The sequence below is a fragment of the Domibacillus sp. PGB-M46 genome, from assembly GCF_022668875.1.
GTDB lineage: Bacteria > Bacillota > Bacilli > Bacillales > Domibacillaceae > Domibacillus.
Window position 1 is genome coordinate 61,004 of sequence record NZ_JAKGCR010000012.1, and the last position, 23,975, is coordinate 84,978.

At 39.0% G+C, this 23,975-nt stretch carries 22 protein-coding genes and 1 pseudogene; 11 read left to right on the top strand and 12 right to left on the bottom strand.

What is annotated here, in order from left to right; all coding sequences use genetic code 11:
* Nucleotides 1–15: 15 nt before the first annotated feature.
* Together L2D08_RS14580 and L2D08_RS14585 are read left to right on the top strand one after the other, a co-directional pair.
* Nucleotides 16–327 (top strand): hypothetical protein, encoded by a 312-nt coding sequence (locus L2D08_RS14580; protein ID WP_242234624.1) that lies wholly within the window; start codon nt 16–18, stop codon nt 325–327.
* Nucleotides 328–1,244: 917 nt separating this feature from the next.
* Nucleotides 1,245–3,716 (top strand): S8 family serine peptidase, encoded by a 2,472-nt coding sequence (locus L2D08_RS14585; protein WP_242234626.1) that lies wholly within the window; start codon nt 1,245–1,247, stop codon nt 3,714–3,716.
* Between the two features lie 283 nt (nt 3,717–3,999).
* On the opposite strand, the gene L2D08_RS14590 is transcribed toward L2D08_RS14585, so the two are convergent.
* Nucleotides 4,000–4,839, bottom strand: a complete 840-nt coding sequence (locus tag L2D08_RS14590; RefSeq protein WP_375337589.1) for a YitT family protein — start codon at nt 4,837–4,839, stop codon at nt 4,000–4,002.
* A gap of 968 nt (nt 4,840–5,807) precedes the next feature.
* On the opposite strand from L2D08_RS14590, the gene L2D08_RS14595 reads away from it, so the two are divergent.
* Nucleotides 5,808–7,493, top strand: a complete 1,686-nt coding sequence (locus L2D08_RS14595) for a methyl-accepting chemotaxis protein (protein WP_242234630.1) — start codon at nt 5,808–5,810, stop codon at nt 7,491–7,493.
* Between the two features lie 211 nt (nt 7,494–7,704).
* Nucleotides 7,705–8,193, top strand: a complete 489-nt coding sequence (locus tag L2D08_RS14600) for a hypothetical protein (RefSeq protein ID WP_242234632.1) — start codon at nt 7,705–7,707, stop codon at nt 8,191–8,193.
* A 201-nt stretch (nt 8,194–8,394) separates the two neighbouring features.
* Here the strand turns inward: L2D08_RS14600 and L2D08_RS14605 are convergent, their stop codons facing one another.
* Nucleotides 8,395–8,547, bottom strand: coding sequence for a hypothetical protein (locus L2D08_RS14605; protein WP_242234634.1), 153 nt, complete (start codon nt 8,545–8,547; stop codon nt 8,395–8,397).
* Between the two features lie 378 nt (nt 8,548–8,925).
* Between L2D08_RS14605 and L2D08_RS14610 the strand changes: the two genes are divergently transcribed.
* Entirely contained in the window at nt 8,926–9,324 is a 399-nt protein-coding gene (locus tag L2D08_RS14610) for an IDEAL domain-containing protein (protein WP_242234635.1), read from the top strand.
* A gap of 669 nt (nt 9,325–9,993) precedes the next feature.
* Here the strand turns inward: L2D08_RS14610 and L2D08_RS14615 are convergent.
* Both L2D08_RS14615 and L2D08_RS14620 read right to left on the bottom strand, forming a co-directional pair.
* Nucleotides 9,994–10,167, bottom strand: coding sequence for a YjcZ family sporulation protein (locus L2D08_RS14615; protein WP_242234638.1), 174 nt, complete (start codon nt 10,165–10,167; stop codon nt 9,994–9,996).
* A 380-nt stretch (nt 10,168–10,547) separates the two neighbouring features.
* Nucleotides 10,548–11,561 carry a DUF2935 domain-containing protein gene (locus L2D08_RS14620; RefSeq protein ID WP_242234639.1) on the bottom strand — a complete coding sequence of 338 codons (1,014 nt, stop codon included), beginning with the start codon at nt 11,559–11,561 and terminating at the stop codon, nt 10,548–10,550.
* Between the two features lie 616 nt (nt 11,562–12,177).
* Here L2D08_RS14620 and L2D08_RS14625 point away from each other — a divergent pair.
* Nucleotides 12,178–12,351, top strand: a pseudogene (locus L2D08_RS14625) (RsfA family transcriptional regulator); the annotation flags it as partial.
* 430 nt (nt 12,352–12,781) lie between these two features.
* Here L2D08_RS14625 and xerS read toward each other — a convergent pair.
* Both xerS and L2D08_RS14635 read right to left on the bottom strand, forming a co-directional pair.
* On the bottom strand, nt 12,782–13,894 hold the full coding sequence (gene xerS, locus L2D08_RS14630) for a tyrosine recombinase XerS (RefSeq protein ID WP_242234641.1): 1,113 nt from the start codon (nt 13,892–13,894) through the stop codon (nt 12,782–12,784).
* 102 nt (nt 13,895–13,996) lie between these two features.
* Nucleotides 13,997–14,557 (bottom strand): hypothetical protein, encoded by a 561-nt coding sequence (locus tag L2D08_RS14635; RefSeq protein ID WP_242234643.1) that lies wholly within the window; start codon nt 14,555–14,557, stop codon nt 13,997–13,999.
* A gap of 851 nt (nt 14,558–15,408) precedes the next feature.
* Between L2D08_RS14635 and L2D08_RS14640 the strand changes: the two genes are divergently transcribed.
* From L2D08_RS14640 to L2D08_RS24490, 3 genes are all read left to right on the top strand, one after another.
* Nucleotides 15,409–15,693, top strand: coding sequence for a hypothetical protein (locus L2D08_RS14640; RefSeq protein WP_242234645.1), 285 nt, complete (start codon nt 15,409–15,411; stop codon nt 15,691–15,693).
* A gap of 591 nt (nt 15,694–16,284) precedes the next feature.
* Nucleotides 16,285–16,569: a hypothetical protein gene (locus tag L2D08_RS14645; RefSeq protein ID WP_242234647.1), complete on the top strand. Its 285-nt coding sequence runs from the start codon at nt 16,285–16,287 to the stop codon at nt 16,567–16,569.
* Nucleotides 16,570–16,764: 195 nt separating this feature from the next.
* Nucleotides 16,765–16,845: a putative holin-like toxin gene (locus L2D08_RS24490; RefSeq protein ID WP_375337590.1), complete on the top strand. Its 81-nt coding sequence runs from the start codon at nt 16,765–16,767 to the stop codon at nt 16,843–16,845.
* 259 nt (nt 16,846–17,104) lie between these two features.
* Here the strand turns inward: L2D08_RS24490 and L2D08_RS14650 are convergent, their stop codons facing one another.
* Both L2D08_RS14650 and L2D08_RS14655 read right to left on the bottom strand, forming a co-directional pair.
* Entirely contained in the window at nt 17,105–17,299 is a 195-nt protein-coding gene (locus L2D08_RS14650; protein ID WP_242234649.1) for a hypothetical protein, read from the bottom strand.
* Nucleotides 17,300–17,640: 341 nt separating this feature from the next.
* Nucleotides 17,641–18,282: an S-layer homology domain-containing protein gene (locus L2D08_RS14655; protein WP_242234651.1), complete on the bottom strand. Its 642-nt coding sequence runs from the start codon at nt 18,280–18,282 to the stop codon at nt 17,641–17,643.
* Nucleotides 18,283–18,460: 178 nt separating this feature from the next.
* On the opposite strand from L2D08_RS14655, the gene L2D08_RS14660 reads away from it, so the two are divergent.
* Nucleotides 18,461–18,955 carry a hypothetical protein gene (locus L2D08_RS14660; RefSeq protein ID WP_242234652.1) on the top strand — a complete coding sequence of 165 codons (495 nt, stop codon included), beginning with the start codon at nt 18,461–18,463 and terminating at the stop codon, nt 18,953–18,955.
* Nucleotides 18,956–19,274: 319 nt separating this feature from the next.
* Here L2D08_RS14660 and L2D08_RS14665 read toward each other — a convergent pair whose 3' ends face one another.
* Together L2D08_RS14665 and L2D08_RS14670 are read right to left on the bottom strand one after the other, a co-directional pair.
* Nucleotides 19,275–19,511 (bottom strand): DUF1450 domain-containing protein, encoded by a 237-nt coding sequence (locus tag L2D08_RS14665; RefSeq protein WP_242234654.1) that lies wholly within the window; start codon nt 19,509–19,511, stop codon nt 19,275–19,277.
* Nucleotides 19,512–19,558: 47 nt separating this feature from the next.
* On the bottom strand, nt 19,559–20,524 hold the full coding sequence (locus tag L2D08_RS14670; protein WP_242234656.1) for a cupin domain-containing protein: 966 nt from the start codon (nt 20,522–20,524) through the stop codon (nt 19,559–19,561).
* A gap of 120 nt (nt 20,525–20,644) precedes the next feature.
* Here L2D08_RS14670 and L2D08_RS14675 point away from each other — a divergent pair, with 120 nt between their 5' ends.
* Complete coding sequence (locus tag L2D08_RS14675; protein ID WP_242234658.1) at nt 20,645–21,508, top strand: LysR family transcriptional regulator; 864 nt, start codon at nt 20,645–20,647, stop codon at nt 21,506–21,508.
* 181 nt (nt 21,509–21,689) lie between these two features.
* On the opposite strand, the gene L2D08_RS14680 is transcribed toward L2D08_RS14675, so the two are convergent.
* Nucleotides 21,690–22,649: an aldolase catalytic domain-containing protein gene (locus L2D08_RS14680; RefSeq protein WP_242234661.1), complete on the bottom strand. Its 960-nt coding sequence runs from the start codon at nt 22,647–22,649 to the stop codon at nt 21,690–21,692.
* A gap of 99 nt (nt 22,650–22,748) precedes the next feature.
* Nucleotides 22,749–23,642 (bottom strand): YitT family protein, encoded by an 894-nt coding sequence (locus L2D08_RS14685; RefSeq protein WP_242234662.1) that lies wholly within the window; start codon nt 23,640–23,642, stop codon nt 22,749–22,751.
* Between the last annotated feature and the right edge of the window lie 333 nt (nt 23,643–23,975).

Consider the following 23,975-nt stretch of genomic DNA (forward strand, 5'->3'; position numbering starts at 1 on the left):
AAGGAGACTTTAATCATGGTTAGAGTGTTAAAATCGAAAAAAGATATTGAACAATTTTCATTCGATTTCCCTGAAATTTCTTTTTACGATGAATACGGAAACAAGTATTATTTTGTTTTTGAAGATAAGCAGCGGAATGGCCAGTGGACACTGATGTTTAGTGAAGAGACGAAGGCGTGGACGATTCATGGCAAAGGCGAAACTTATTGCGATCCAGATGAACAGATGCTAGAACCAACAGAAATAGTTCAGTTTGTCTGGAAGAATCGCGGCTCTGTTAATAAGGCTTTACGTGAGAAAGTGACATCCAATAGCCAAAAAGTATAATACATCAAAAAGCCTGCTTCATTATTCCTCCTAACATAGCTGCGACCTTTCTGCTAACGCTACCAGAAAACATGGAATGCAGATGTGCTGAATGTTAAATTGAGACAGGCGGTTCTGGTTTGGATACAGAAACTGCAAAGATACTGGTTTCCACCTACTTTTAAGGAGGAATCAGCCATGACCATTAAAACTATAAGCAAAAAAGAGAATCCTCGATCTCGAAAATGAAGTAAAAGGCGGCCTGTATATTGTCCTGGTGAAATTATCGAGAAGCCAGGACTTGATGACAAAAAGCTAATTGGGCAAATAAAAAAGGGAACAATAGACAGCATAGAAAAGGAGAAACAGGACCCAAGTGCGGGTTCTGTTTTTTTGTTTTCAGTTTAACAATTCATCACTGTCCCTGAGTTTCCAAATCACAATGTCTCGTGTATTCGTCGTATATATAAAACCACCTTTTTAAACAATCAGAGGTGGACAGGGAGCTGCCGTGCCCGATTTGCAGTTTCTGGTCCAATGCCACCAACTTCCCGTGATACGCAGGAAAGCCCAATACCACTACCCAAGCTATTTTTACAAATACGAGGCTAAAAACGTTTGCTTCGCAAAACTGACATTCACCCCATCGCTTGTTGATGGGCTGCACCCCTGACGAAATTGAGCAGGGGTACTCTTTCAGTAGAATCTGATAGAAAAGGCTAGAACGGCCCTTAGGCTGTTTTAACTTTTTTAGTTTCTGCATAACCCACAAACCAACCATCACTATTTTCCCCGTTCATGGCAACCCTTCTTTTTTCATCAACTAGCATTCTAATTTTTTATTTTTTAGTACATAACTTTAAGGTTTTATAATTTGATTGAACAGGAATTATATAATGGAATAGTTTTCTATAACTTATTATGGAAGGAGTATGGACTTGAAAAACTGCGCCTACAGTTTAATAAGTGTCGGTTTGCTGCTATGTATTCAAGGTAATAGTCCAGTCTTTGCAGAGAATAATGAGGAAAAACAAATGCTCATTGTTTTTGATGAAGGAATAAGTCAGCAGGAGATTGACCAGAAAGTAGAAGCTGTAGATGGTGATGTAAAAGAGACATTCGAGCAAGTGGGGATCACATCCGTTGAGGTGCCCGAAGAGTCAATAGATGATCTTCGGAAAGACCCTTCTGTAGAACACGTAGAAGAGGATACTCTTGTTCACTTGAGTGAGCAGATAGAGGATTGGGGCATTCCGGTCACTAATATACCAGACGCCTGGAATTCTGGTTTTACAGGTGAAGGAGTTAAAATAGCAGTTATTGACTCAGGGATCGCACCGCACAGTGATTTGGCGGTTGCGGGAGGGGTATCAACAGTTGGCTATACCTCTTCATACAGTGATGATCAAGGCCATGGAACACATGTAGCAGGTATAATTGGTGCGCGAAATAACGGCTTTGGAGTAAAAGGTGCTGCTTACGAGTCGGAAATTTACGCGGTAAAGGCGTTTGACCAGGAAGGGGCAGCTTATTTATCTGATTTGCTCGAAGGAATTGACTGGTCAATTTCAAATGGAATGGACATCATTAACTTAAGCTCAGGAACTCAAACAGCATCCGCTGCGTTACAATCCGCTGTTGATCAGGCTTATGAAAGCGGTCTGCTTATTGTTGCCGCAGCCGGAAACGATGGAGCACCGGATGGATTAAAAGACACCGTTGATTTCCCAGCCCGTTATTCGTCGGTTATCGGGGTAGGCGCTGTAGACAGTTATTTTAATCGAGCTTCTTTTTCATCAACTGGACCAGCTGTCGAGGTAGCTGCTCCCGGTGTAAAAATCCTTAGTACATATTTAGGAAACCAGTATGCTTATATGAGCGGAACTTCCATGGCAGCACCTTATGTGACGGGAGAGCTTGCTTTATTAAAGCAGGCTTATCCTGAGCTTGCCAATGAAGAACTGCGCAGGGTACTGGTTGAGCATACACAGGATTTAGGCACAGAAGGAAGAGATCCGTTTTTTGGATATGGTCTAATTCGGGCTTCTTCGTTTACAAAGCAAGAATTTAAAGAGATAAATCCGTTATCGGCCATAACTCTCAATGAAAATTCCCTCTCTGGAATGCCTGGAGACGTCATTAGCGTTATAGCATCCGCCACATACAAAAATGGCGAAGTTCAAAATATAACAAACGAGGCAGAGTGGTCATCGGCCAACCCGGCTGTTGCCACAGTAGAGGACGGAAGAGTAGAGCTGAAGGGCTATGGCAGTACAGCGATCACTGTCACATATGAGGATCAATCAGCGGTTGTGATGGTAGATGTTCCAGCTCCAGAGCCAGAACCCAACCCTGTGGTAAAACTCGAAGCGGCCCAAACCATTTTAACAGGGCAGCCCGGAGATTCTGTGGAGGTAACGGTGTCTGCAACGTACAAGAATGGGGAAGTGCAGAACGTGACGAACAGGGCAGAGTGGTCATCGGCCAACTCAGCTGTTGCTACAGTTCAAGATGGAAGAGTAGAGCTGAAGGGCTATGGCAGCACGACCATTACAGTCACCTACGAGGGGCAATCGACCATGATTGTCGTAAACAGCCCGGAACCGCAGCCGGAACCGAACCCTGTTGTCAAACTTGAAACAAGTAGTGCCTCGCTAACAGGAACACCTGGAGATATGATCACTGTCACAGCATCCGCGACCTACAAAAATGGCGAAGTGCAGAACGTCACGAATGGAGCAGAATGGTCATCCGCCGACAATAGTATTGCAACGGTGGAAAGCGGGAGAGTCGAGCTTAAGGGTTATGGCAGTACGACTCTGACAGCGGCATATGCGGGAGAAACAGCAGTCATTATAGTAACCGTGCCAGAGCCACAGCCCGAGCCGGTAACAGAAACGGGTGCTTTCCAAGATGTTCCTTCATTTTATGCACCTGCCGTAGAGTATCTGGTCCGTAACCAAATTACCCAGGGTTTATCTCAAACAGAATTTGGTGTTCAGAAGGATATTATCCGTGCAGATGCCGCCATTTGGCTGGCTAAAGAACTGAACCTAAACACGGAAAGGGCAGAGGAATCGGGCTTTATGGATGTACCGCCAAGGGCTGCAGGTGCCGTAAATGCGCTGAAACAAGCAGGGATCATCGGCGGGAAGACAGTAACCAGATTCGGTGCCTCTGATCCGCTCACACGAGGGGAAGTCGCTCTTATTTTACAGCGGGCTTACAACCTCTCAGGAGACGGGAGGTCCTCTTCTTTTACAGACGTGTCTTCTCGTTATAAGGAAGCTGTAGATGCATTGGTGGCAAACAATATCACCTCTGGTTATACTGAAACCCAATTTGGGGTTTCACGCAACATTACTCGCGGCCAGCTGGCTGTTTTCCTTTACCGATTGTCATCTGAATAATATTTAGAGGAGTATCGGTATCAAACCGGCATAAAAGGAACCCAGGGGGGGAGTCAATAGGGAGCTGTCGTGCTCGATCTGCCATTCCTGATCCAACGCCAAAAACTTTTCAATGCACGTTAATATTTTCAGGCTTATCAGCCGGTGAATTTCCAAAGACAATAGGGCTAGATTATGATTTTCTGCTTGCGCAAAGATAAAAGAAAAGCAGCTGCCGATTGGGCGCTGCTTTTTCTAATTAAAATTCAAACAGTGACAGTTAATCCATTAAGAAGGCCGGTCATTAATGAATATCTCTCTTTTTAAAGCGCCCTCCACGCACTTCTGTAATATCTCCTACTGCTAAAAAAGCATTTGGATCTAACTCTTCCACAATTCCTTTTAATTTAGCTTCTTCCAAGCGTGTAATAATACAAAAAATCACCTTTTTTCCATCACCAGTGTAGGCCCCTTCGCCATTAAGAAACGTTACCCCACGACCTAAACGGGCATTAATGGCATCTCCAATTTCCTGAAAATGATCACTGATAATCCAAGCGGATTTTGATTCATCCAGCCCGGCAACAACCGTATCAATGGTTTTAGAGGCAATGACATACGCTAAAATCGAATACATAGCACGATCCCAGCTAAAAACAAATCCTGCTGTACTTAAAATAAACACATTAAAGAACATCACAATTTCACCAACAGAAAAAGGCACTTTTTTATTAATCAAAATAGCAAGAATTTCTGTCCCATCTAGCGCTCCGCCATAGCGGATAACAAGGCCAATCCCACTGCCAAGTGCCATTCCTCCAAAGATCGTAGCAAGAAGAATGTCGTCTGTAAAAGCGGGAATCGGATGAAAGTAAGCTGTGAAGATGGACAGCATGAAGATTCCAAAAATAGTCGATAATGCAAAGGTTTTACCGATTTGTTTGTATCCAATGTAGACGAACGGTAAGTTTAAAAGGAAAATAAAGAGTCCAAGGCTTACCCCGGTAATGTGGGAAAGCATAATCGATATCCCCGTAATGCCTCCATCAATAACGTGGTTTGGAACTAAAAAGATCTCCAATCCCGTTGCCATCAATAAGGATCCAACAGTGATGACAGCTCCTCTTTGAATAATCTCAAACAGTGAAGCCTTTTTGTGTTGAATTTTTAGTTTTACTGATTCAGCCAATGTATTCCTTCCTTTCGTGAAATATTCATTCTAATAAGTGATACATTTTTGTTGGGAGCAGGAAAATTTTATTTTTAAAAAACTCCGCAAAAATACATATGACTAACCTGATAACAAGCTTTAGCAAACTGACATATCTATAACATAAGTTTTATTAAAGAATAAGAAATTAAGCCCTAAAAAATTGTAGAAGATAAGAGATATAGCAAGAATGATAAACTAACTGACAATTAGATAGGTTGTACTGGAATATAAGAAAAAATGTCATTGAAGAGATATGGGTAAGGAAGTCAGAAAAACTATAATTCAGTTACCGGTGCACCTGATTGATCAAAACTCAAGAGAGTACCTACTCTAATCCTCTTCTCATCTTAAGCGCTCTTTTCTTTATTATACTCTCTAGCCCGCTTGGGAAGAGGGCAATAAACTTATTTAGCTGTTTATTCAAAAATAAAATATTTTTGCTGTTCAAAGGTATGTATATGTTTTATAAACACTAGCTGACCAAGTTCTTTTTCTGTTGTATTCATCTGCACTATCTTTGTATACATAAAGTTTCACTTGTAGCCACATGTATTAAAAAGGATAAAAAAACAAAAGGAGAGACGATAACATGGCTATCAGGAACCATTTGTAAGAAACAAAAAAAGAAAAGGGTCCTTAACTGATTTGGCTCCCCGCCTTCCGGACAGCCTATACAATGACTTTAAAGGACATTCTAATAATTTGGAAAAAAGCTATTTATCTCTAGGTAGAACAAGAAATAACTGCTAATGAAAAGCAGTGAAAGATCTTTGTACATAAGTGAATACACCAAAAAAGCGGACGTAGTTGAGGTGAATACAAAAAGTTCTATTGAATATCTGAGATAGATTACCGATATAAGTAAAAGCATGAAAATAATCGGTAATGGAGTGTTATCAATGAATTTTACAATTGGAAAAAAGCTGATGATTGGATTCTTGAGTATTGCCATGCTTCTCGGCATGATTAGTTTTATATCCTATTACAACCTAAAAAAAATAGACGAATCATACACAGATTTAGTAGATCGCCGGGCTGCTATCCTATCAAATGCACAAGATATTCAAATGAATGCATCTCAAGGAATTGCCGGGCTGAGAGGTGTTTTATTGCAAGAGGACAGTGCGGCAGAATTTTTATCAGAATCAATCACTAACCTAAATGAGAACATTCAAGCTACAAGTAGTTTGGTACAACGTGAAGAAGATAAAGATTTACTGAATGAACTGGCCGGAATGAATGAAGAGTTTGAAAATAAAGCAGATGATGTTATCACTTTAGTAGAGACCGACAAAGTGGAAGCTCAGCGGCTTGCTGCCGAGGAAGTTACCCCATTGGCTATAGAAATAGAGAATACTGCAGATGCTTTGCAGCAGGGACAGGCGAAGTTAATGGAGGAAGGAAGCACAGCAAACAACGAAATGGTTGATGCTTCCACAAGGATGGTCCTTATCTTAAGTATAGCTGCTTTTATTTTATCCATTATAATCGGTACAGTCATTACCCGGGTCATTACCAAGCCTATTTTATCTCTTGCAAAAGGAGCGGAAAGTATTGCATCAGGCGATTTGGCTCAGGAAGATATCCAGGTAAAATATCGAGATGAAATTGGAAAACTGGCACATTCCTTCAATCAAATGAAAATGAATCTTAGAATGCTGATTCACCAAGTTGGATCCAATACAGAACAAGTAGCTGCAACATCAGAAGAATTATCTGCAAGTGCAGAAGAGACGAGCAGAGCCACAGAACAAATTTCATCAGCTATCCAGGAAGTGGCATCCGGCTCAGAAAAACAAGTTTCCAGCGCCGTTGAGTCAACCCAGGCACTCGATGAAATTTCAAGGGGAATGGCTCAAGCAGCATCTTCCATTCAGTCTGTTGCTGATTTAACGGCTTCCACAAATGAGAAAGCAAACATTGGGAATACCATTGTGAACCAAACTGTTAAACAGATGAATCTTGTGCAAGACTCGACAACTGAATCTACAGATGTTGTAAATGCCCTTGGGGAAAAATCAAAAGAAATCGGCCAAATTGTAGAGCTGATTACACAGATTGCAAATCAAACGAACTTGTTAGCTTTAAATGCGGCAATAGAAGCTGCACGAGCGGGTGAGCAGGGTAGAGGGTTTGCTGTTGTCGCTGACGAAGTTCGAAAGCTCGCTGAGCAATCTGCTGAAGCAACGGGTCAAATTCACGATCTTATAAAAGAGATTCAAACACAAGCGGAAAAAGCCGTTCAGTCTATGAATAATGGTGCAGATATTGTGCAGGAAGGCATTAGAATGGTTGATCAAACAGGAGAAGCCTTCCAGGACATTGTACACTCCATAGAACAGGTAGCTGCCGAATCCCAAGAGGTTTCTGCTATTGTAGAACAAGTGAGTTCAAGTTCACAAAGTGTCGTGGAAATGATGAAAGAAGTCAGTCATGTCGTTAAACAATCAGCAGGTAATATACACAGCGTGGCTGCTTCAGCCGAAGAACAGAACGCTGCAATGGAGGAAGTCTCATCTTCGGCAGAAGTGTTAAGCGAAATGGCTCAAGAATTGAAAGAAGTAATAAGTAAATTTAAAGCTTAATATCAAAAATCCTCACTGGCGTTAAACAGTGAGGATTTTTGATTAATGAAAATTAAAGAACAAAACAAACGTTTCATAGAGATAGTTCTGCAGGCGGAAATGTGGATTTCATCCATTTGTATTTGTCTTCACTACTTTTGTATGCATAAAACTTCGCTTGTCGTCATATGTATGTATCAGCATATAAAAAGGCAAAAGAGGAGAAGATCACATGAGCTACTTGGAACAATTCGCAAGAAACAAAAGAAGAAAAGAGTCCTCAACTGTTTTGACTGCCCGCCTTCCAGACAGCCTATATGATGACTTTAAGGAGCGTTGTGATGAGCTAGGCCTTTCTATTAGTGAGGCTATTTATCTCCTTGTAGAACGCGAAATAACCGCTGATCAAAAAGCTGCGAAAGAAGCTGCATCGTACATAAGTGAACACATCCAAAAAGGCGAAGAAGCGGCTACGAATACAAAACCTGTCATTGAACATACAGTCAAAATGAAACTAAATACAAAGCAATTTACCGTCAAACAATGGAAAGTGGACAAGGAGCTGCCGTGCCCGGTCTGCAATTCCTGGTCCAACGCCACCAACTTCTCAAGGCATGCAAAAAAGCACAATACTACTACCCAGGCTATTTTTACAAATGAGGAGTACATTAAGAAAGCGAATAATATGGTCCAGCAAAGAAAAGCGGAACAAAACATGTAGGATACGGTGATAAAAGAAGGAAGAACAGCCTCTGGGCTGTTCTTCCTTCTTTTATGTTCATGTGTTCAATTAGAGCAGGATCTTTAAAACACAGATGAGCTTTTTTGTTTATTTATCTAATTACTGGCTAATAGTAGAACGAAACTGTTGACGAACCACTATTTGCAAAAAAATAAAGTGGTTCGTCAAATGAAATATAGGCTATTCTTCATGCCGTTCGTAAAGCTCAATTACTCCTTCTAAGAGTTGGATATCTATTTGTATTTGCTTTTTAAGAGTAATGTTTGGGCACCGCCTATATTCGTCAGCTAAGAGCAATAATTCATTAGAAAATATATTTACTATTTCTTCCATAGCAGTAACTCCGCTCTATAGGGGGTATTTGTTAATCTTTCTTACAAAAAGCAGCCATAAAAAAAACGGGAATTCATCCCGTTTTAGCTGTGGTATCTGAGATGTGATTCTAATTTTTATATACCCAGGTTAAGGGAAAATATGCAAAAAAAAGCCGAAGAACCAAAGGATCTTCGAAAAAAAAGATGAGTTAACTTTAGATGGGGGTAGTACTTGGTACTTTACTGATAATACCCCACAGAACTGGAAAACAAACCTCTGCAGCAAGTCACTATGGCATTCCTAGTTAGGAATATTCCCAAACCTTTAATTCTCGAGATGAATAAATTCAGAGAAAAGGAGAAATATAAAAAGTAAGAAAACTGGGGGGTGAAAACTTTGTTAAAAGTAGGAGAGTGGAGGAAAGTACAAATTGGCGGTGTGAAGGTAATTGGTTATGTGAGCAATATTATGCAAAGCGGGTTTCAAGAGTATAAGATCGAACTCACAAAAGTAATACGGATCAAAGATGGTGAATTCCAATTTAGAACACCGGTACCCGGCATCTTTACAGAAGAGCAATTGGAACCGATTGATGATTTTTGGGACAAGCATCAGGACAAATCAGCACTCATTGACCTGGCACTTTTAACAAGGGATGAGCAGTGGTTTAAAGAATTGACGGGGGGAGAACAACATTGGCATACTGTGGAACATTCGCCAAACAGCAATGGATCCCAGAATAGGTACAAGCTTATTGCAAAGAAACGTTTGAATCCAAGAGGCCGGTTTACGTAAAGAAAACAGAATAAGAGGATGTCCTCCGTTCTTCGAAAAATAGCCAGCGAAAAAGAAGTGAGCTATGTCTGACAAGACCAAACAGGCAACAATACGAGCGTTATTTGAAATAAGATTTACATCGCTATCCCCACCTGCCATCTATCTGGCTGAAGGAAGCAAAAAAACGATGGGGATTTGCATGAAAAAGCAGCCAGGTGGGCGCCTGACTACAAATAAGTGGGTGACATTTCATTGCGGTATTTTGTATATAGGAGACGAAATCCAAACTAAAACATAATCAGTATACGTTATTGTAGAGCCCTTATGAAAAAAGCAGCCAGGCGAGGGGAGCCTGGCTATAAAAATGTTCTGGGTTCATAGGAAGCTGGATTCGAAACTCAGAATACGATTATGACTCCTCAAAAGAATTTTATATAAAAAATAAAACAGACAGGCGGGAACCTAACTGCTTTTTAGAAGTGGAAAATGTGAATTTGTGAGGGTCAGCCCGCCTCACCGTTAACATTAGGAACACGTTCAGAAAGTTTTATACAGACAAAATAAAAAAGAGCCAGGCAAAAGCCTGGCTAAGAAATAGTTGCGTCTTTAGGAGTTGGGTTTGAATCAACAGTACCATTATGACCCGTCAGATGAAAATTTATACAAAAAACAGAAAAGTAAGGGCACTTAGTAGTATCCTTTACCACCGTGTCCGTAGTGTCCTTTATTATCGTAACCGTAGTCTCCTTTTACATAAGAGGCACCGATAATAATGAGAAGAATAAATAAGACAACAACAAGTGCAAAGCCAGATCCGTATCCACCTTTGTGTTCACATCCACCTTTATCTTCATAGCTCAAAGCTATCACCTCCTACTTCTACATAGTATGGAGGAATTCAGGCAAGAACTGTACGAATGACCTTATAAAAACAAAAAAGTTTATCGGTGAGGTAAAGAATAACAGCGGAGGGTTGCATAAAAAAGCAGCCAGGTGTGAGAAACCTGACTGCAGAAATGGCTTACCAGTACATTATTAGGGACTATTTAAACGAATAGAAATGTACGGTTTATGTAAGTTTATCTCTATCTTCGTTCAAAAAAAGTGGATTACATTAACACATAGTTAATCAACAGTCCGCATAAACGGAAGATAGCCTTATTTAATCTGTTTATTGGAAGTAGGCCTCATTTAGAGACCTATTATTCCAACGATTCATATTGACCTTAGTAGTGCTATTTCTACCGATGTAAGCGTTCCAAAATATCTATATAATAAACGGTTTCCCGGCTCATGTGATCGGCAAGGAGAGGAGGGAAATTCGTCTGTTTAGTCGGTATTGTGCAGGTTGTTATATCATTTAATACACGTTGGAGATACATATTAAAATCACAGGAAATTTTAATGCCTTCACGTACTAACTTTTCAAATCCCGTGCCTGTTTTCTCAACTTCTTTTGACTGTGATCTATGATTCGCGAACTCCTTTTCAAAGAAAAGAGCCTGTTGGCGGTAATTTTCTTGAACTTCCGGCCTAAAGGACATGGAAAGGTGATGGGCATGTTCCCCATGGACACGGGAAAAGAAAGCTGTTTCTTCAATACCGACTTTAAAAAGCTGTTTTCCTGATAAACGATGGTACAGATTTCTTGGTACGGTTTCAGCTAAGATTTGACCATTAGGAATGCCTAGTTGATTTCTGGTTTTCGTTTGCTTACTTTTAGAGCGTTCTAATGTTCCGACGAACCGATCTGCTTCCCTTCGGATATGATCGACCAGCATGGAAGGCAGGATACCAAGTCCTTTACATTCTTCCAGAAGCTTAAACAATGTTTTCTTAAAAATAATAAGTTGATTGACCATTTGTATCGTTTGTTCTCTTAAATTAATTAATATTTGTGTTGGAGCCGTGTTCGGGGTCTGTTGTATACAATAGTGTAATTGCTCTAATTGAATAGCGAATTGGTCTGCCATTCGAAAAAAATGCTCTTGATCAGGATTAGGATCCAGTCCCAGCCTTATAAATTTAGCGTGTTCTGCCATCAGAATAACCCAAACCCTCATTTCTTCAACAGCTGCAACTACAGATTCATGAAGCAGTCCCGCTGAACTGCTCGTATCACTGCATCCACACGGCCTTTCAGGTGTACATTTACATTTCGCTCCACATTTACAATGGGGATTGTAGCAATAGGGATTAGGACAAGGTTTCGAATAGGACTGAAGGTTCTGTGAAAATCCATCATAGTTATCCATCAATGAGTAGCCTCCTTTGATTACACCTCAATCATCAATCATATGTATGAAGTAAAAATTAAAATAATACTCTTTAGGGAATAGGGAGGGTTTGGGCAGGTTAGAGCTATGGAAAAAAGGGATGAACAGGAAACGTGACCAGCTTATGTAGTTAACGGTACATCCAAACAAATCATTCATGAGTACTAATATTTTTATAAACATTACAAAAGGTAGCGAAAAATTCTTCAATATACATAAGTGAACACATCCGGAACGGTGAAGAGACTGATACGAATACAAAGCCTATCATTAAACATACAGTCAAAATGGAGTTGAATACGAAGCGATTTACCGTCAAACAATGGAAAGTGGATAGGGAGTGCCGTGCCCGATTTGCGGTACTTAGTCCAATGCCATCAACTCCTCAAGGCACGCAAAAAAGCACAATACGACTACCAAGACTATTTTTACAAATGAGGAGTATATTCAGAAAGCGAATGAGATGATCCGGCAAAGAACAGCAGGACGAAATGATAGTAGAAAAAGCGGCTGTCTTGATGAAAAGGTCATCAAAATAAGAGGGGAGATAACCGATGAAAGTAGGTAAGATGCCTGGTCAGAAGAACATGATCTTCTGTTTGCTGAAACGGTATTACGCCATGTGAGAGAGGGAAGCACCCAGCTGAGAGCGTTTGAAGAAGTAGGAGATACATTGGCGGCATGCGGGTTCCGCTGGAATGCTGTGGTCCGGCAGCAGTATGAAAAAGCATTGAGCCTTGCGCGCAAACAAAGGAAACACTATTTTCGTAATGCCTAAAAGAAAGAAGAGGTTTCAGGGCTTCATATTGTTTCTGCGAATAAGCCTGCAGACCCAGATACAATCGAAATTCCAAGCCCGAATACTCTTACGATGAGACAGATTATCAATTTTCTGCAAAATATAAATGCTTTTGAGGCAGATTACGAAAGCCTTCGAAGAGAGCTTGAAACGGCAAAACAAGAGAAAACGGACATACGCAGAGCTTGAAAAAAGAGCACTCACCATGCAGCAAGACTATGAGGATTTAGTAAAGATCATGGACAGGGCCAGAAAGATGGTCGTATTTGGGGATGAAGCGGCCAAAAAAACCTTCTATACAGCTGGAGAATTATGAAGATTTAGAAATAGCAAAGTAAAAGCACAGCATATCTGCTGCGCTTCTTTCCTTTTTAGAACGTTCTTTTTTATCTTGGATCTGCTATTTATTTTTTCTTGATTTATCCATTTGCTCTATAATAGAGATACTTTCTTCCTGTCTCAAATTTGTATAAAGAGAGGTCGTTTCAATAGAACTATGCCCCAGCTGATCACGAAGTTTTACAATGTCACCCCCGTTACGGAGCCAGCCGCCAGCAAAAGAATGCCGCAATTTATGTGGACTCATGGCTCGTCCCGACGTAAAAGCTTGCGTATACTGATTAATATTGGTTTCAATCGACCGGATAGAGATTTGCTGTGCTTTTCCCTGATAACGTGTTAAAAAGACAAAGGATTCTTGTTTTTGTGGCTGGTATCTTGCTTCACGCACATCCAAGTACGCGCGAAGATCTTCCATTGTAGAAGGGAGGACCAATACAGTATCTTCCTTTCCACCTTTACGCGTTACATCTATGGTATTCTTCTTATGGTTAATACTGTTCATCAAAAGCCCTGCCGCTTCACTAACACGAATCCCGCTGCCTAACATAAGAGAGATAAGTGCAATATCCCGTTCCTTGTTGCGCAGGTACATGGCCTGTTTTCTTGGAGTCAGGGTGAGCTCATACTCATTCTTTAGGAAGAACAGAAACTCCTGGATATCATCATCATTCATAAGTAAAGTACTGATACGCTGGGAGCGCCGTTTGGCAGTTTCTTTTGCTTTCCCAATTTTAATCTTTGTCATTACATTACGATCAAAGTAGCACTCTCCGTTTTCAAGCTCCGTTTCCTCTGTTAAATAGCGAAACAGAGATTTTAATGATTGGATGATCCGAGTTACACGGGTAGCTGAACGCTTTTTCCAAACATCTTTTTTTGCTTCAAATGGTTCATCCCGAACATAATCAATAAAAAACTCTACATCCTGCTTTCTAAGCGTAGCCAGTATGGAATAGGGAATCTCAGAGATAGATTGAGCTGAAGGGGCTAAACCTTCTTTTAAAAGCCATTCAAAAAAGATCCGGAAATCATACAGATAGTCCAGCTGGGTAGAGGGGGTGTTGCCATATCTGCGTTTATCACGTATATATTCTTGAATATAAAAAGGAAAGGATGGCAGCATAGCTTCAATTCTTTGTTCAGCAATCCTTTCTTCGCGCGGTGCCGCCATAAAATCACTCCTGCCTTAAAGGTCAAATTTAGTCAAACTTTGCGCCAAATCCAATTTTGGCGAATATTTGTTTGTATTAATTTAGTGAATTTCCAAGGGTAGTTAGTTATTATAATGCTCATAGTGAGCACTAATAAATAATTGTAGATAATTAGAAAAATCAATTTCAGTTAGTTGATGGGAATGAGACCACTCATAATATTTGATTCGTTTTAAAAAACTATAGAATCGTTCATCTTTAAGCAAATTCATAATCATATGTATTTGGGCTTTCTTTTTTCGTCCTGAATAGGGAGGATTGGTTACAATTGTTCTAATCATTCCTAGGAAAAGATCAGTTGTTTCTAATCCGGCTTCTAAGCCTTTAGAAGCGTAACGACTTTCAACTATTTTAAACGATTGTCCTCTATAAATTGCCTGTACATTCAATTGTTTAGGAAGCTGCTCTTTTAAATTCACATTTTCTTTTTGATATTCTGTTGCCTTTTCAGTGACAATTCTAGCGTCAATTCTGCTTAATCTGCCGTAATTTCTTAGTAAACCATAAACAAGCCTCTCCGGCAATTTCATATAAACAGTTGCATCCACCAGGCCAGGATCAACATCTTCAAAGCCTATCGCTTTTTCTTCGATGACAGACTGATCATAGTTAATAATATTCATTTTAATAAATCTCTCGTGGTCCCATAACGTTTTGATGATCTTCGTAATCATACCACGTTCTTTGCTGTCACCATTGTAATGTTTCCAATGTATTTCATGGTCTCGGATTATGGGGTTAAGTTCTTCGAAAGAGGCTAGAGAATAAATAGTATTAGGTATCGCTAGAGCACCCATTAAATGAGGACGATCACTGTTTTTTCCACTTTCATCAAATTTACATTCGTTTTAAAATTGTGCATAATTAAGTGTACAGTATTATAAGATAACTCGACTCGTTGTGCCTTTGATCAACAACGCGTTATTTTTAAAAGCACCCTGACTATCTACGCGATTCTTTTTTATTATAATGATAATTTTATCAAACGAATGTTTGTATGTCTATATTAACTGTTCGCAAAATTAGTATTTGGCGCAAAGTTAATATTGTTGCAATAAAAAATAACCCATCCTGTGTATAGAGTTCGCGGCTCTTCACTGGGTTATTTTTTTTGACCTAATTCAATTAGCAGCTGACATTCTATCATGGGCTGTAAATACGGAGATGTTACCAGCATCCCTGTTTTGTTAGTATAGAGAAAATATTGATTATTCGCAATTGTAGTTTTGTTAATTACAAAAAAGCTTCATTTTTTCTATTGTGTTTCAATATCATAAGATTACCGTTCATTTTGGGATGAAACATTTTTACTGCCAGCGGTAATATAAATTATGCAGAATAAAAATTAATTTAGATTAACCCTTTGTGTTTTTCCCTTTTATAGTTGAAAGCTAACAGAGCAATAAATAATATGTATATAACTACAAGATTCTGAGTAAACTAATCTTATTTAAAACTTTAGGAGGCTTCTCATATGGAACCTTATAACGAGTTATATAAGATTATTGTACTTGAACATGGACTCGAAGCCGATAAAAAATTTGATTTCAATGGGTATTATCTTACGGTAGCCGATTATATTCAGGCTGTTTCAGATCGTGGCGGTCATAAAAAAATACTGGCTGTTTTAAAAATGATTGATCACTCAAATATTGAGACTTTTGTCAAAGGCGCTATCCGTCGAATCATTCAGGAAACGCTTGTCGGAAACAAAGATTTCGTAAATTACTATAAGCCGATTATTAAAAAAGTAAGTTAAGCGGCCTGCCCTTTAAGCATCCGCTTTGTCTCCAAAAGAATTTATTAAGGCTGGACATTAAGCCAAATTTTAAATTTCTTAAATTTATATAAAATGATTCTTAAAATATAAACAATTAAAGTGCTGAAAGAAATGTTTCGAATATGTATAAATTTAATATTTAGCGTAAGGTTGATATTTTCGCAACAAAAAAATAACCCGTCCTTTGTGCAGAGTTCGCGGATCTACACCGGATTATTTTTATAACATTATTTAATTAGCCGCCGACTTGCAGTCACGGGCTATAAAGACAGGGATGTTACCAGTATCCCTGTCTTTTATTGTAGAAAAAATGTTCAGTACCTGCAAAGTCTAGTCTCGTTAATTACAAAAAACTCCATGTGTCTGAATGTCATGAGATTGCCTTTTACATTAAGGCGAAACAACCTCACTGCCGGCAATATAGAATATACAAACAAAAATTAATCTACATTAACCCTATGTGCTTATCCCTCTTATGGTTTGAAACCTCACTGAAGGACGAATAATATGTATATAAATACAAGATTTTGAGTAAACTAATCTTATTTAAAACTTTAGGAGGCTTCTCATATGGAACCTTACGACGAATTATATAAGATGATTGTAATTGAACATGGAGTCGAAGCCGATAAAAAATTTGAGTTCGATGGATATTATCTTACGGTAGCAGATTACATTCAGGCTGTTTCAGATCGTGGCGGTTATAAGAAAGTACTGGCTGTTCTAAGAATGATTGATCATCCCAATATTGAAACTTTTGTCAAAGGCGCTATCCATAAAATCATTCAAGAAACACTTGCCGGAAATAAAGATTTCGTCAATTATTACAAGCCGATTATTAAAAAAGTAAGTTGAGCGGTTTGCCATTTAGGCATCCGCTTTTCTGTTTTTAAACTTTCTTAAAACACGAGCGATACGCAAAATTTAACACCTTCTGTATAGATCGTTAATATCATATTCTCTTGTTAGGCAGGCTATATGATATAATAATAGTAACAGCTACATACAGGATGGGTGGCGGCAATCCCCGGTAGAAGGGGGGTGCAGCCTGTGACGACGTTTCAAACACTTTCTTTAATGATAATGTTTGCATCTCTTGTTGTATCAATTATTGCTGCAACAAAAAAATAACCCGTCCTGATACAGAGTTGGTGGCTCTGTAATGGGTTATTTTTTGACCGATTATATCAACACGCCGCCGACATTCTGTCATGCGCTGTGAAGACAGGGATGTGTCCAGCATCCCTGTTTTTTTTATTATATCCTCATTATAGAGAAAATATTCATTAATTGCAAAGTGTAGTCTTGTTACCTACAAAAAGGCCTTTATTAAGGTGAAAAATAAATAGCGTTACATTATTGAAAATAGTCCATAAAATAATGTGATTTTTTATTCGTTAGGCTTATCCGTCATATTAGTACCATTAATCATATTTTCACCCATTTTATCCGTTGAAGCTTTTTGATTTAGCTGGGTATTGACTAACTCATTTCTGCTGAAAATATCATTAGACCTGTTATTTAAGTCATTAGTGTCTTTATTTCCTGTAGTTCTTTTAGAAGTGTTTTCTCGTCCCTGTGGCATATAATCGTCTCCCTCATAAAAGATATTTGCTTCAATATGATTCGCTTTAATTATATAGAATAAAACAAGTAAAAGCTGGTTCCCTAATTTCAATATGTTTTGTTTAGCATTATCTGGATTGCATGAAAGATGATCTTAAAGGAATACTCATTTGCAAACACTGAATAGCGTTATGAATGACTTAACAATCAAGGAAATTCTATGAATGTCTCTAAAATTATCAAAAAATGATATTTTAAAGCATCATGAATTTTTCTTAAAATTGATATTTTACGCAAAGTTTGAAGCGGATATGAAAAAAGAGCGATTGAACTTGGCCGCTCTCTTCTCTACTAAGATGTTTAGGAACTTACGAATTCCATCGGTTTTTTATCGTAGTACAGGTGCATTCTATGAATCATCAAAGCGAATTGGCCTCTTGTTAAGGGCTCGGTTGTACCAAACCGGTTGTTCGATTTCCCTTGAATAACGCCACGTTCTACAAGAAAGTTTACAGCTTCTACGTAGCGGCCTGTTACATCTGTAAATTTGGTTGATGTGCTATTTTCAGAAGTGCCTTCAAGTGTCTCCGTTCCAAATGCTCTATAAAAAATAACAGCTGCTTCGCCTCGCGTAATATTGTCTGTAGCTCCAAAGTACACATCCGACTTACCATATACAATTCCATGATGTTTAAGAATTGCCACAGCTTGAGTTGCACGAGCCGGCACATCTTTAAAATTCGTCTTAGGGGCAGTATGGAGATCAAGCTCCAAGTATCTAGCCATTATCACAGCAGCATCCACTCGTTTGATTGGTTCTTCTACTCCATAACGATCAGGATAACCCGAAGTCATATAATTTTCCATAAGGAATTCTACTGCTTCTTCATAAATTGTTCCCTCAATATCAGCGTATGATGATGCGGACGCTGGTGAAACAGACGACGTGAAAATTGTTCCCGCTATTAGTGATGCAGCTAAAACACTTACCGGCTTTTTCATTATGCCTCTCTCCTTATATCAGCCTTGATTCTACAGTCTAGTATAATATAACAATAAATGGATTAACATACAAAAAAAAGTATTTATTCCTCTTTTGTCCTTAGGCTTCATATTCTCAATTTTTCCTTTGCTGCTTTTCAATTGATATAATAAAAGCAAAAACTAAGGAGTTTTATAAGTGAATCATTCAGCTTTATACCTGGTAACGGATCCAGCAGTTAAACAAATGAATCCGGACCAAAATGCGTTTATGGAATTTGAGCGGCTTTACTATGTAACGAATCCCATTAATCGCCATGTAAACTTAATTGGAGAAAAAGCCCTTCGAGAACCCTCTGATGAGCTGAATTTCATTTTCGGTGTTCCAACCATGAAAGATGTTGCAAAATTGGTAAAGCATGATCGTGCGTTTCGTCAGGCTGTAATGGAAGTGAATGATAAAATAGACAGCGAAGATGAGATAAGAATGGATATGATTGTTCGCTTGGTTAGTATTGACGAGCTGCTAGGATTTTTGGATGGTGCTTCTAAATTATTTTCCTATATCGGTGATGTATCCGAGCGGTTCATAACCCCCTATCCCAAGCAGATTCTCATACAAGAAGGGCCTTATAAATGGGACGATGAAGGCTGCTATTATAAAGAAGTCTTGCCCAGTACAACAATAGACTGAGCTCCTCTGCCTGGTTTTACAACGACAATAAAAAAGAGCGGCCTCTACTCAAGATTGCCGCTCCCCTATTCATTAAAACGCAGACATCAGAAATGTAACCATCATGAACAAGTTAATACATATTCGATAAAAAGTTAACGCTTACAAAGAAGAAATAAAATATATATGATTAATTTTAAATAAAGTCTCCTACCGACATCTAGTACATTCGAGCCCAATTCAATATACCACCCAAATTCCTGGTATGCTTTATTTCCTTGACTCAAAAATGGGAGAAAGCGCTTTAAGGTCTGTCATTTATTTATTATTAGATGGCCCTTTACGACCTTTCATTAACCGTTTCAATTATCTTTTCAACTAGTGCATTCACATTCTTTGCTTCAATTGTCGTTAACTGAATTCGACAGAATGGAGTCACCCGGCATTCTAAACACCGTTTAAAACAACCAACTGTTTTAGGTTCTACTATACCTTGATAATCACGTTGCAAAATATTTATCACTTCTCCAGCTTCGGTTGCTTCAATATTGCGCTTACAAAACTTAGCCACCCGCATTCTTTAACGTCCTTCCATAATATGCAGCCAAATATTAGCTTTACTTATTACTGATCGTAATGAGTAAATTGAATATCTAAAGTACGCAGATACGTTTGAAGCCCCGCGTCCTGAATCGGTATAATGTATGCAGCTTCTCCAGATTCATTGTGATGAGAATGCCACAACCCAGGAGGTGTAACGAAAGCCTTTCCTGTCACCCAATCGATGCGAATAGGATCAATGATTTTCTGAGAATCTGGATCTATCTGATCTCCAACCAATGTGTACGTACCAGGTGCTGCATAAGCAACAAAATCAAGAGCAACTGATTTATGGCTGTGAGGAGCTTGATTAGATCCTACTGGAACAATCCCGAACATTGCCCATAATACATGCGTAATTGTTAATGTTTGATCGAAATTTTGATTATTCAGCAAGATAGAGATACGGTTTTTCAAATGAGCGTCAGGAGCATTTGCTACCTCATCCAAATGTGCTTTAGCTTGCTCTGCTGTATAAAGTGTTGGCGCAAAACGGGCTTCTGTTGCTTTTACACCTAGATAATCTAAAAGAGGAGTATCTAAAATATAGTAGATCGTTGTATCTTCCGTTGCAGTATGGATGCTAAGTGATCCTGATGGAAGTGTTAAAAAATCTCCTTTTTTCCAATTGATCACCTTTCCATTTGTTTCGGTACTGCCAGCGCCAGAAATAATATAATATAACTCACTCGTTGCATTTGGCTCTGTTTTAATCAAATCTCCTGCTTTTATGTGTATGAAGTGTGCAAGAAGAGAAGGGCTAGTTGCTGGATAGTTTGTTCCTAATTCTTTACTTAAATCCAGCATTTCAATTCGAGTTTCTCCAGAATTGTACAGCTCTGGTTCAAATTCTTTAGCGGGAATCGGGCTAATAATTCCGCTGCCGATGGGATCAGCAGCATTCGTGTACTCGTAAAAACGGGCATCTCCAGTCCAGTTCTCTTTTACGTTCCCAACAGATAATTGACCTGGCTTTGCATTTGTAGTCATGTGTAAGCCTCCTGTCATAATTTATACAGTTAGTTTATCTTGTGAAGAGATGCGAGTAAATTATATAATTCATATAACTATTATATGTTTTTTAAATAACTGAATATTAGGTGACGGAAAATGGAACTTAGACAGCTGGAATACTTTATGGCTGTAGCTGAAGAACTTAACTTTAGCCGTGCGGCGAAACGTCTTCGAATTACGCAGCCCCCATTAAGCTTACAAATTCAGAATTTAGAGAAAGAGTTAGAAGTTATTCTTTTTTACCGTAATAATCGGCATGTGGAATTAACGGAAGCAGGAAAAGCATTTTATAAGGATATTTCGAAACTATTCGATCACCTTCAATGTGCTGTCGAGAATGCGCAACGCAGCCACGAAGGAAAGCTCGGAAACCTTCGAGTAGGTTTTGTTGGTTCAGCAACCTATGATATTCTTCCTTCTGTTCTGAGAGAATTTCGTTGTCTATTTCCGGATGTTCAAGTACACCTTCATGAACTATCGACCCCGCTGCAAGTGGAAGCATTGCGTCAAAACGAAATTGATATAGGCGTTTTAAGACCACCTGTGCTGGATCATTCTTTATGTACTGAAATTGTGTCCATTGCTCCTTGTCTACTGGCTGTTCCAAAACAGCATCCATTACTAAAAAAACAAAATGTTTCTCTTACAGATCTTAAGCCTTATCCATTTGTGATGTTATCGCCAAAAACGTGGGCAGGTCTGTATAATGAAATTTTGGGTTTATGTAACCCTATTATTCAGCAAGAAGCTCTCGAGTTCCAAACCGTTATTGGATTGGTTGCTGCTGGAATGGGAATAGCAGTCGTCCCTCAATCAGCTACAAATCTTCATACTCAAGAAGTGGTCTACAAAGATATAAACAATCAGTTACCCCTTGCTTCCATGGGGGTTTCTTATCGACGAAACGATCAGTCTCCTCTTGTTAGGGCTTTTGTCAATATAGCACAGGAAAAGGGCTAATATAAAATCAATTAGTAATGAGCCTCTCCACCTAAACCGAAGATTTTGATGAAGAGGTTCACCCTGCCTGTGCTAGTTTAAAGACAATTGTTTACCATTACGCTAACTTATTTCTACAATAAAAAGAGCCGCCCGTAGGCAGCTATAAATTAGCAATTACGAATACAATTAACCATCCAATCTACTTCATAACTGTAGCAAAAGTAGCTTCGGGTCTTGCTACCTTTTCATAAAAATCTACAAATCTATCCCGGTCTGCACTATCCCGGTAAGCCATAGCCACACGCGGATGCTCATTGAGCACACCTGAGATCATATAAGGGATAATATAGCCCCATTCCCAATTTTGACGCATATCCAGCATGTGCTTTTCAATGACGTGAAGAATCGGCTTAAGCTCATAGCTTGGTTTCGGAATGTGGCTGACGAGAAGCTCTGTGTTACAATTGCCGGCTGCACGTCCCATGCCGTAAACAGATGAATCAAGGAACGTAACTCCATTTTGAAACGCAGTTAAGGTATTGGCGAATGCCAGCTGCATGTTATTATGCGTGTGGACGCCAAGCTGTTTGTTGGGAATCATGGATTGAAACTTTTTCACCTGATGCTCGATATCCGCCGGTTCCAAACTGCCAAAAGAATCTACAATATATACCACATCCACCGGACTTTCTTTCACCATTTCAAATGCTTCAAAAAGTTGATGTTCAGGTGCACTTGATAAAGCCATGATGTTGAGCGAAGTCTCATAACCTAAATCATGAAATATTTGTACAAGTTCTAAGCCTTTATTTACTTCACGGATGTAACATGCCACCCGAATCATATCCAAAACACTTTGATCCCGGGGTAGAATGTCATTTGGATCTACCCGGCCAATGTCCACCAAGGCAGACAACTTTGTAAACTTTTTCTCAGGAATAACTTCTTTTAAAAAGTTATCGTCGAGAAATCTCCATGGATTGGGTTCAGACACATTCAGAAGCTTAGCAGAATTTTTGTATCCAATCTCCATATACTCAACGCCGGCTGCACTTAAACTATCATACAAGTCTTGAACAAATTCAACACTGAAATCCCAATTGTTGACTAAGCCCCCATCACGAATAGTACAATCTAAAATTTTGCTGTGATCATTCATAATATCAACTTCTCCTTTTGTTTGTGGTTGTGAGTCACCTTATTGTTAAACATTTATGTTTTGTATTATGATTCTTTAAAAAGCATTACATTTGGGTTTTCAATGGTGAATATTCAAAGCTGGACTTGAAGTAACTGCCTTTTTGCCTTCGGGAACCGGGAAAAACGGAGTAAACCCTTCACCAAATACCTCAGTTGCCTCACACAAGATGATAAAAGCATGAGGATCAATTTCTTGTACAGAAGATCTTAGGTCTTTTACTTTTGATTGCTCAAGGACAATCATCATAATGACTCGTTCATTACCGCTGTACCCCCCTGCCCCTGATACTTTTGTTAACCCTCTCCCCAGTTTGTAAAGAACCCAATTAGCTATCCTTTTTTCATAATTTTCAGAAGATATAACGTAGACTATGTTTGACCTTGTGTTTTTCCCTTGAATAATGTCCATCGTCTTTCGAGTTACAAATGCTCCAGCCAGAGCATACAATGCTTTTTCGGGAGAAAAAATAAGCCCTCCTGCTATCATAACGGCTGCATCCATATACATAATTGAAGTACTATGTTTAGCAGCCTTTATTTTATGTAGACTTTGAGCAATTAACGTAAAACCGCCGGTATTCCCCCCTGCTCGAAAAACCAGCCCCAAGCCGGCTCCTACTCCTAGACCGCCGCAGATAGAAGCCAATAGCGGATCGTTTGTAAGCGGAGGTAAGTCGTTTGTAAGGTAAACAAAAAACGGAATCAATAGAGATCCAATCACCGATTTTAAAATAGAATGCACGCCTAAAAAGTAACAACAAACAACTAATAAAAACAAGGTGGTCACCCATAAAATGATAGCTGAAGGAGCATTAAATATAGAACTAAGAACAAGAGAGGCTCCTGTTAAACCACCAGAAGCTATTTGATTTGGCCCCTGCAGTAATGTGAAAGATAAGGCAATAATAAACGTGCCTGCTAACATAGAGATATAGTGCTTTATCTGATTCATAATGCAGCTCCTTCCTTTTAAGAGATTATATTTTTAAATTGGTTTTCATGCAAAGACTCCAATCAACGCTTTGCTGTTTTCTCGCTTTTACGCTTTTACTCACTAAATTACAAAAGTTTATTAATAGAAAAGATACAAAAAAATATCTCCAAAAGCACACATGCTTTATTGCGTTAAAATCATGATGCTGTAAAGAGTATTCGCGTTAAAACAAGCGTTTGCTTGATAAATTTTTATGTATTATGATTTGAACCACCACACCTATAAAGACGAAAAATTCTAATAATTTTACGTACAAGAAGGTAAACATGAATTAAGCGAAAGACTTGTTCC

Excerpts from the sequence above, each read along its gene's own strand:
- L2D08_RS14605 (WP_242234634.1), bottom strand. The coding sequence starts at position 8,547 with ATGGAAGAAATAGTAAATATATTTTCTAATGAATTATTGCTCTTAGCT.
- L2D08_RS14680 (WP_242234661.1), bottom strand. The coding sequence starts at position 22,649 with ATGAATGATCACAGCAAAATTTTAGATTGTACTATTCGTGATGGGGGC.
- L2D08_RS14675 (WP_242234658.1), top strand. The coding sequence starts at position 20,645 with ATGGAACTTAGACAGCTGGAATACTTTATGGCTGTAGCTGAAGAACTT.
- L2D08_RS14595 (WP_242234630.1), top strand. The coding sequence starts at position 5,808 with ATGAATTTTACAATTGGAAAAAAGCTGATGATTGGATTCTTGAGTATT.
- L2D08_RS14620 (WP_242234639.1), bottom strand. The coding sequence starts at position 11,561 with ATGGATAACTATGATGGATTTTCACAGAACCTTCAGTCCTATTCGAAA.
- L2D08_RS14670 (WP_242234656.1), bottom strand. The coding sequence starts at position 20,524 with ATGACTACAAATGCAAAGCCAGGTCAATTATCTGTTGGGAACGTAAAA.
- L2D08_RS14645 (WP_242234647.1), top strand. The coding sequence starts at position 16,285 with ATGGAACCTTACGACGAATTATATAAGATGATTGTAATTGAACATGGA.
- L2D08_RS14685 (WP_242234662.1), bottom strand. The coding sequence starts at position 23,642 with ATGAATCAGATAAAGCACTATATCTCTATGTTAGCAGGCACGTTTATT.
- L2D08_RS14650 (WP_242234649.1), bottom strand. The coding sequence starts at position 17,299 with ATGCCACAGGGACGAGAAAACACTTCTAAAAGAACTACAGGAAATAAA.
- L2D08_RS14580 (WP_242234624.1), top strand. The coding sequence starts at position 16 with ATGGTTAGAGTGTTAAAATCGAAAAAAGATATTGAACAATTTTCATTC.
- L2D08_RS14640 (WP_242234645.1), top strand. The coding sequence starts at position 15,409 with ATGGAACCTTATAACGAGTTATATAAGATTATTGTACTTGAACATGGA.
- L2D08_RS14600 (WP_242234632.1), top strand. The coding sequence starts at position 7,705 with ATGAGCTACTTGGAACAATTCGCAAGAAACAAAAGAAGAAAAGAGTCC.
- L2D08_RS14655 (WP_242234651.1), bottom strand. The coding sequence starts at position 18,282 with ATGAAAAAGCCGGTAAGTGTTTTAGCTGCATCACTAATAGCGGGAACA.
- L2D08_RS14665 (WP_242234654.1), bottom strand. The coding sequence starts at position 19,511 with ATGCGGGTGGCTAAGTTTTGTAAGCGCAATATTGAAGCAACCGAAGCT.
- L2D08_RS14635 (WP_242234643.1), bottom strand. The coding sequence starts at position 14,557 with ATGAATATTATTAACTATGATCAGTCTGTCATCGAAGAAAAAGCGATA.
- xerS (WP_242234641.1), bottom strand. The coding sequence starts at position 13,894 with ATGGCGGCACCGCGCGAAGAAAGGATTGCTGAACAAAGAATTGAAGCT.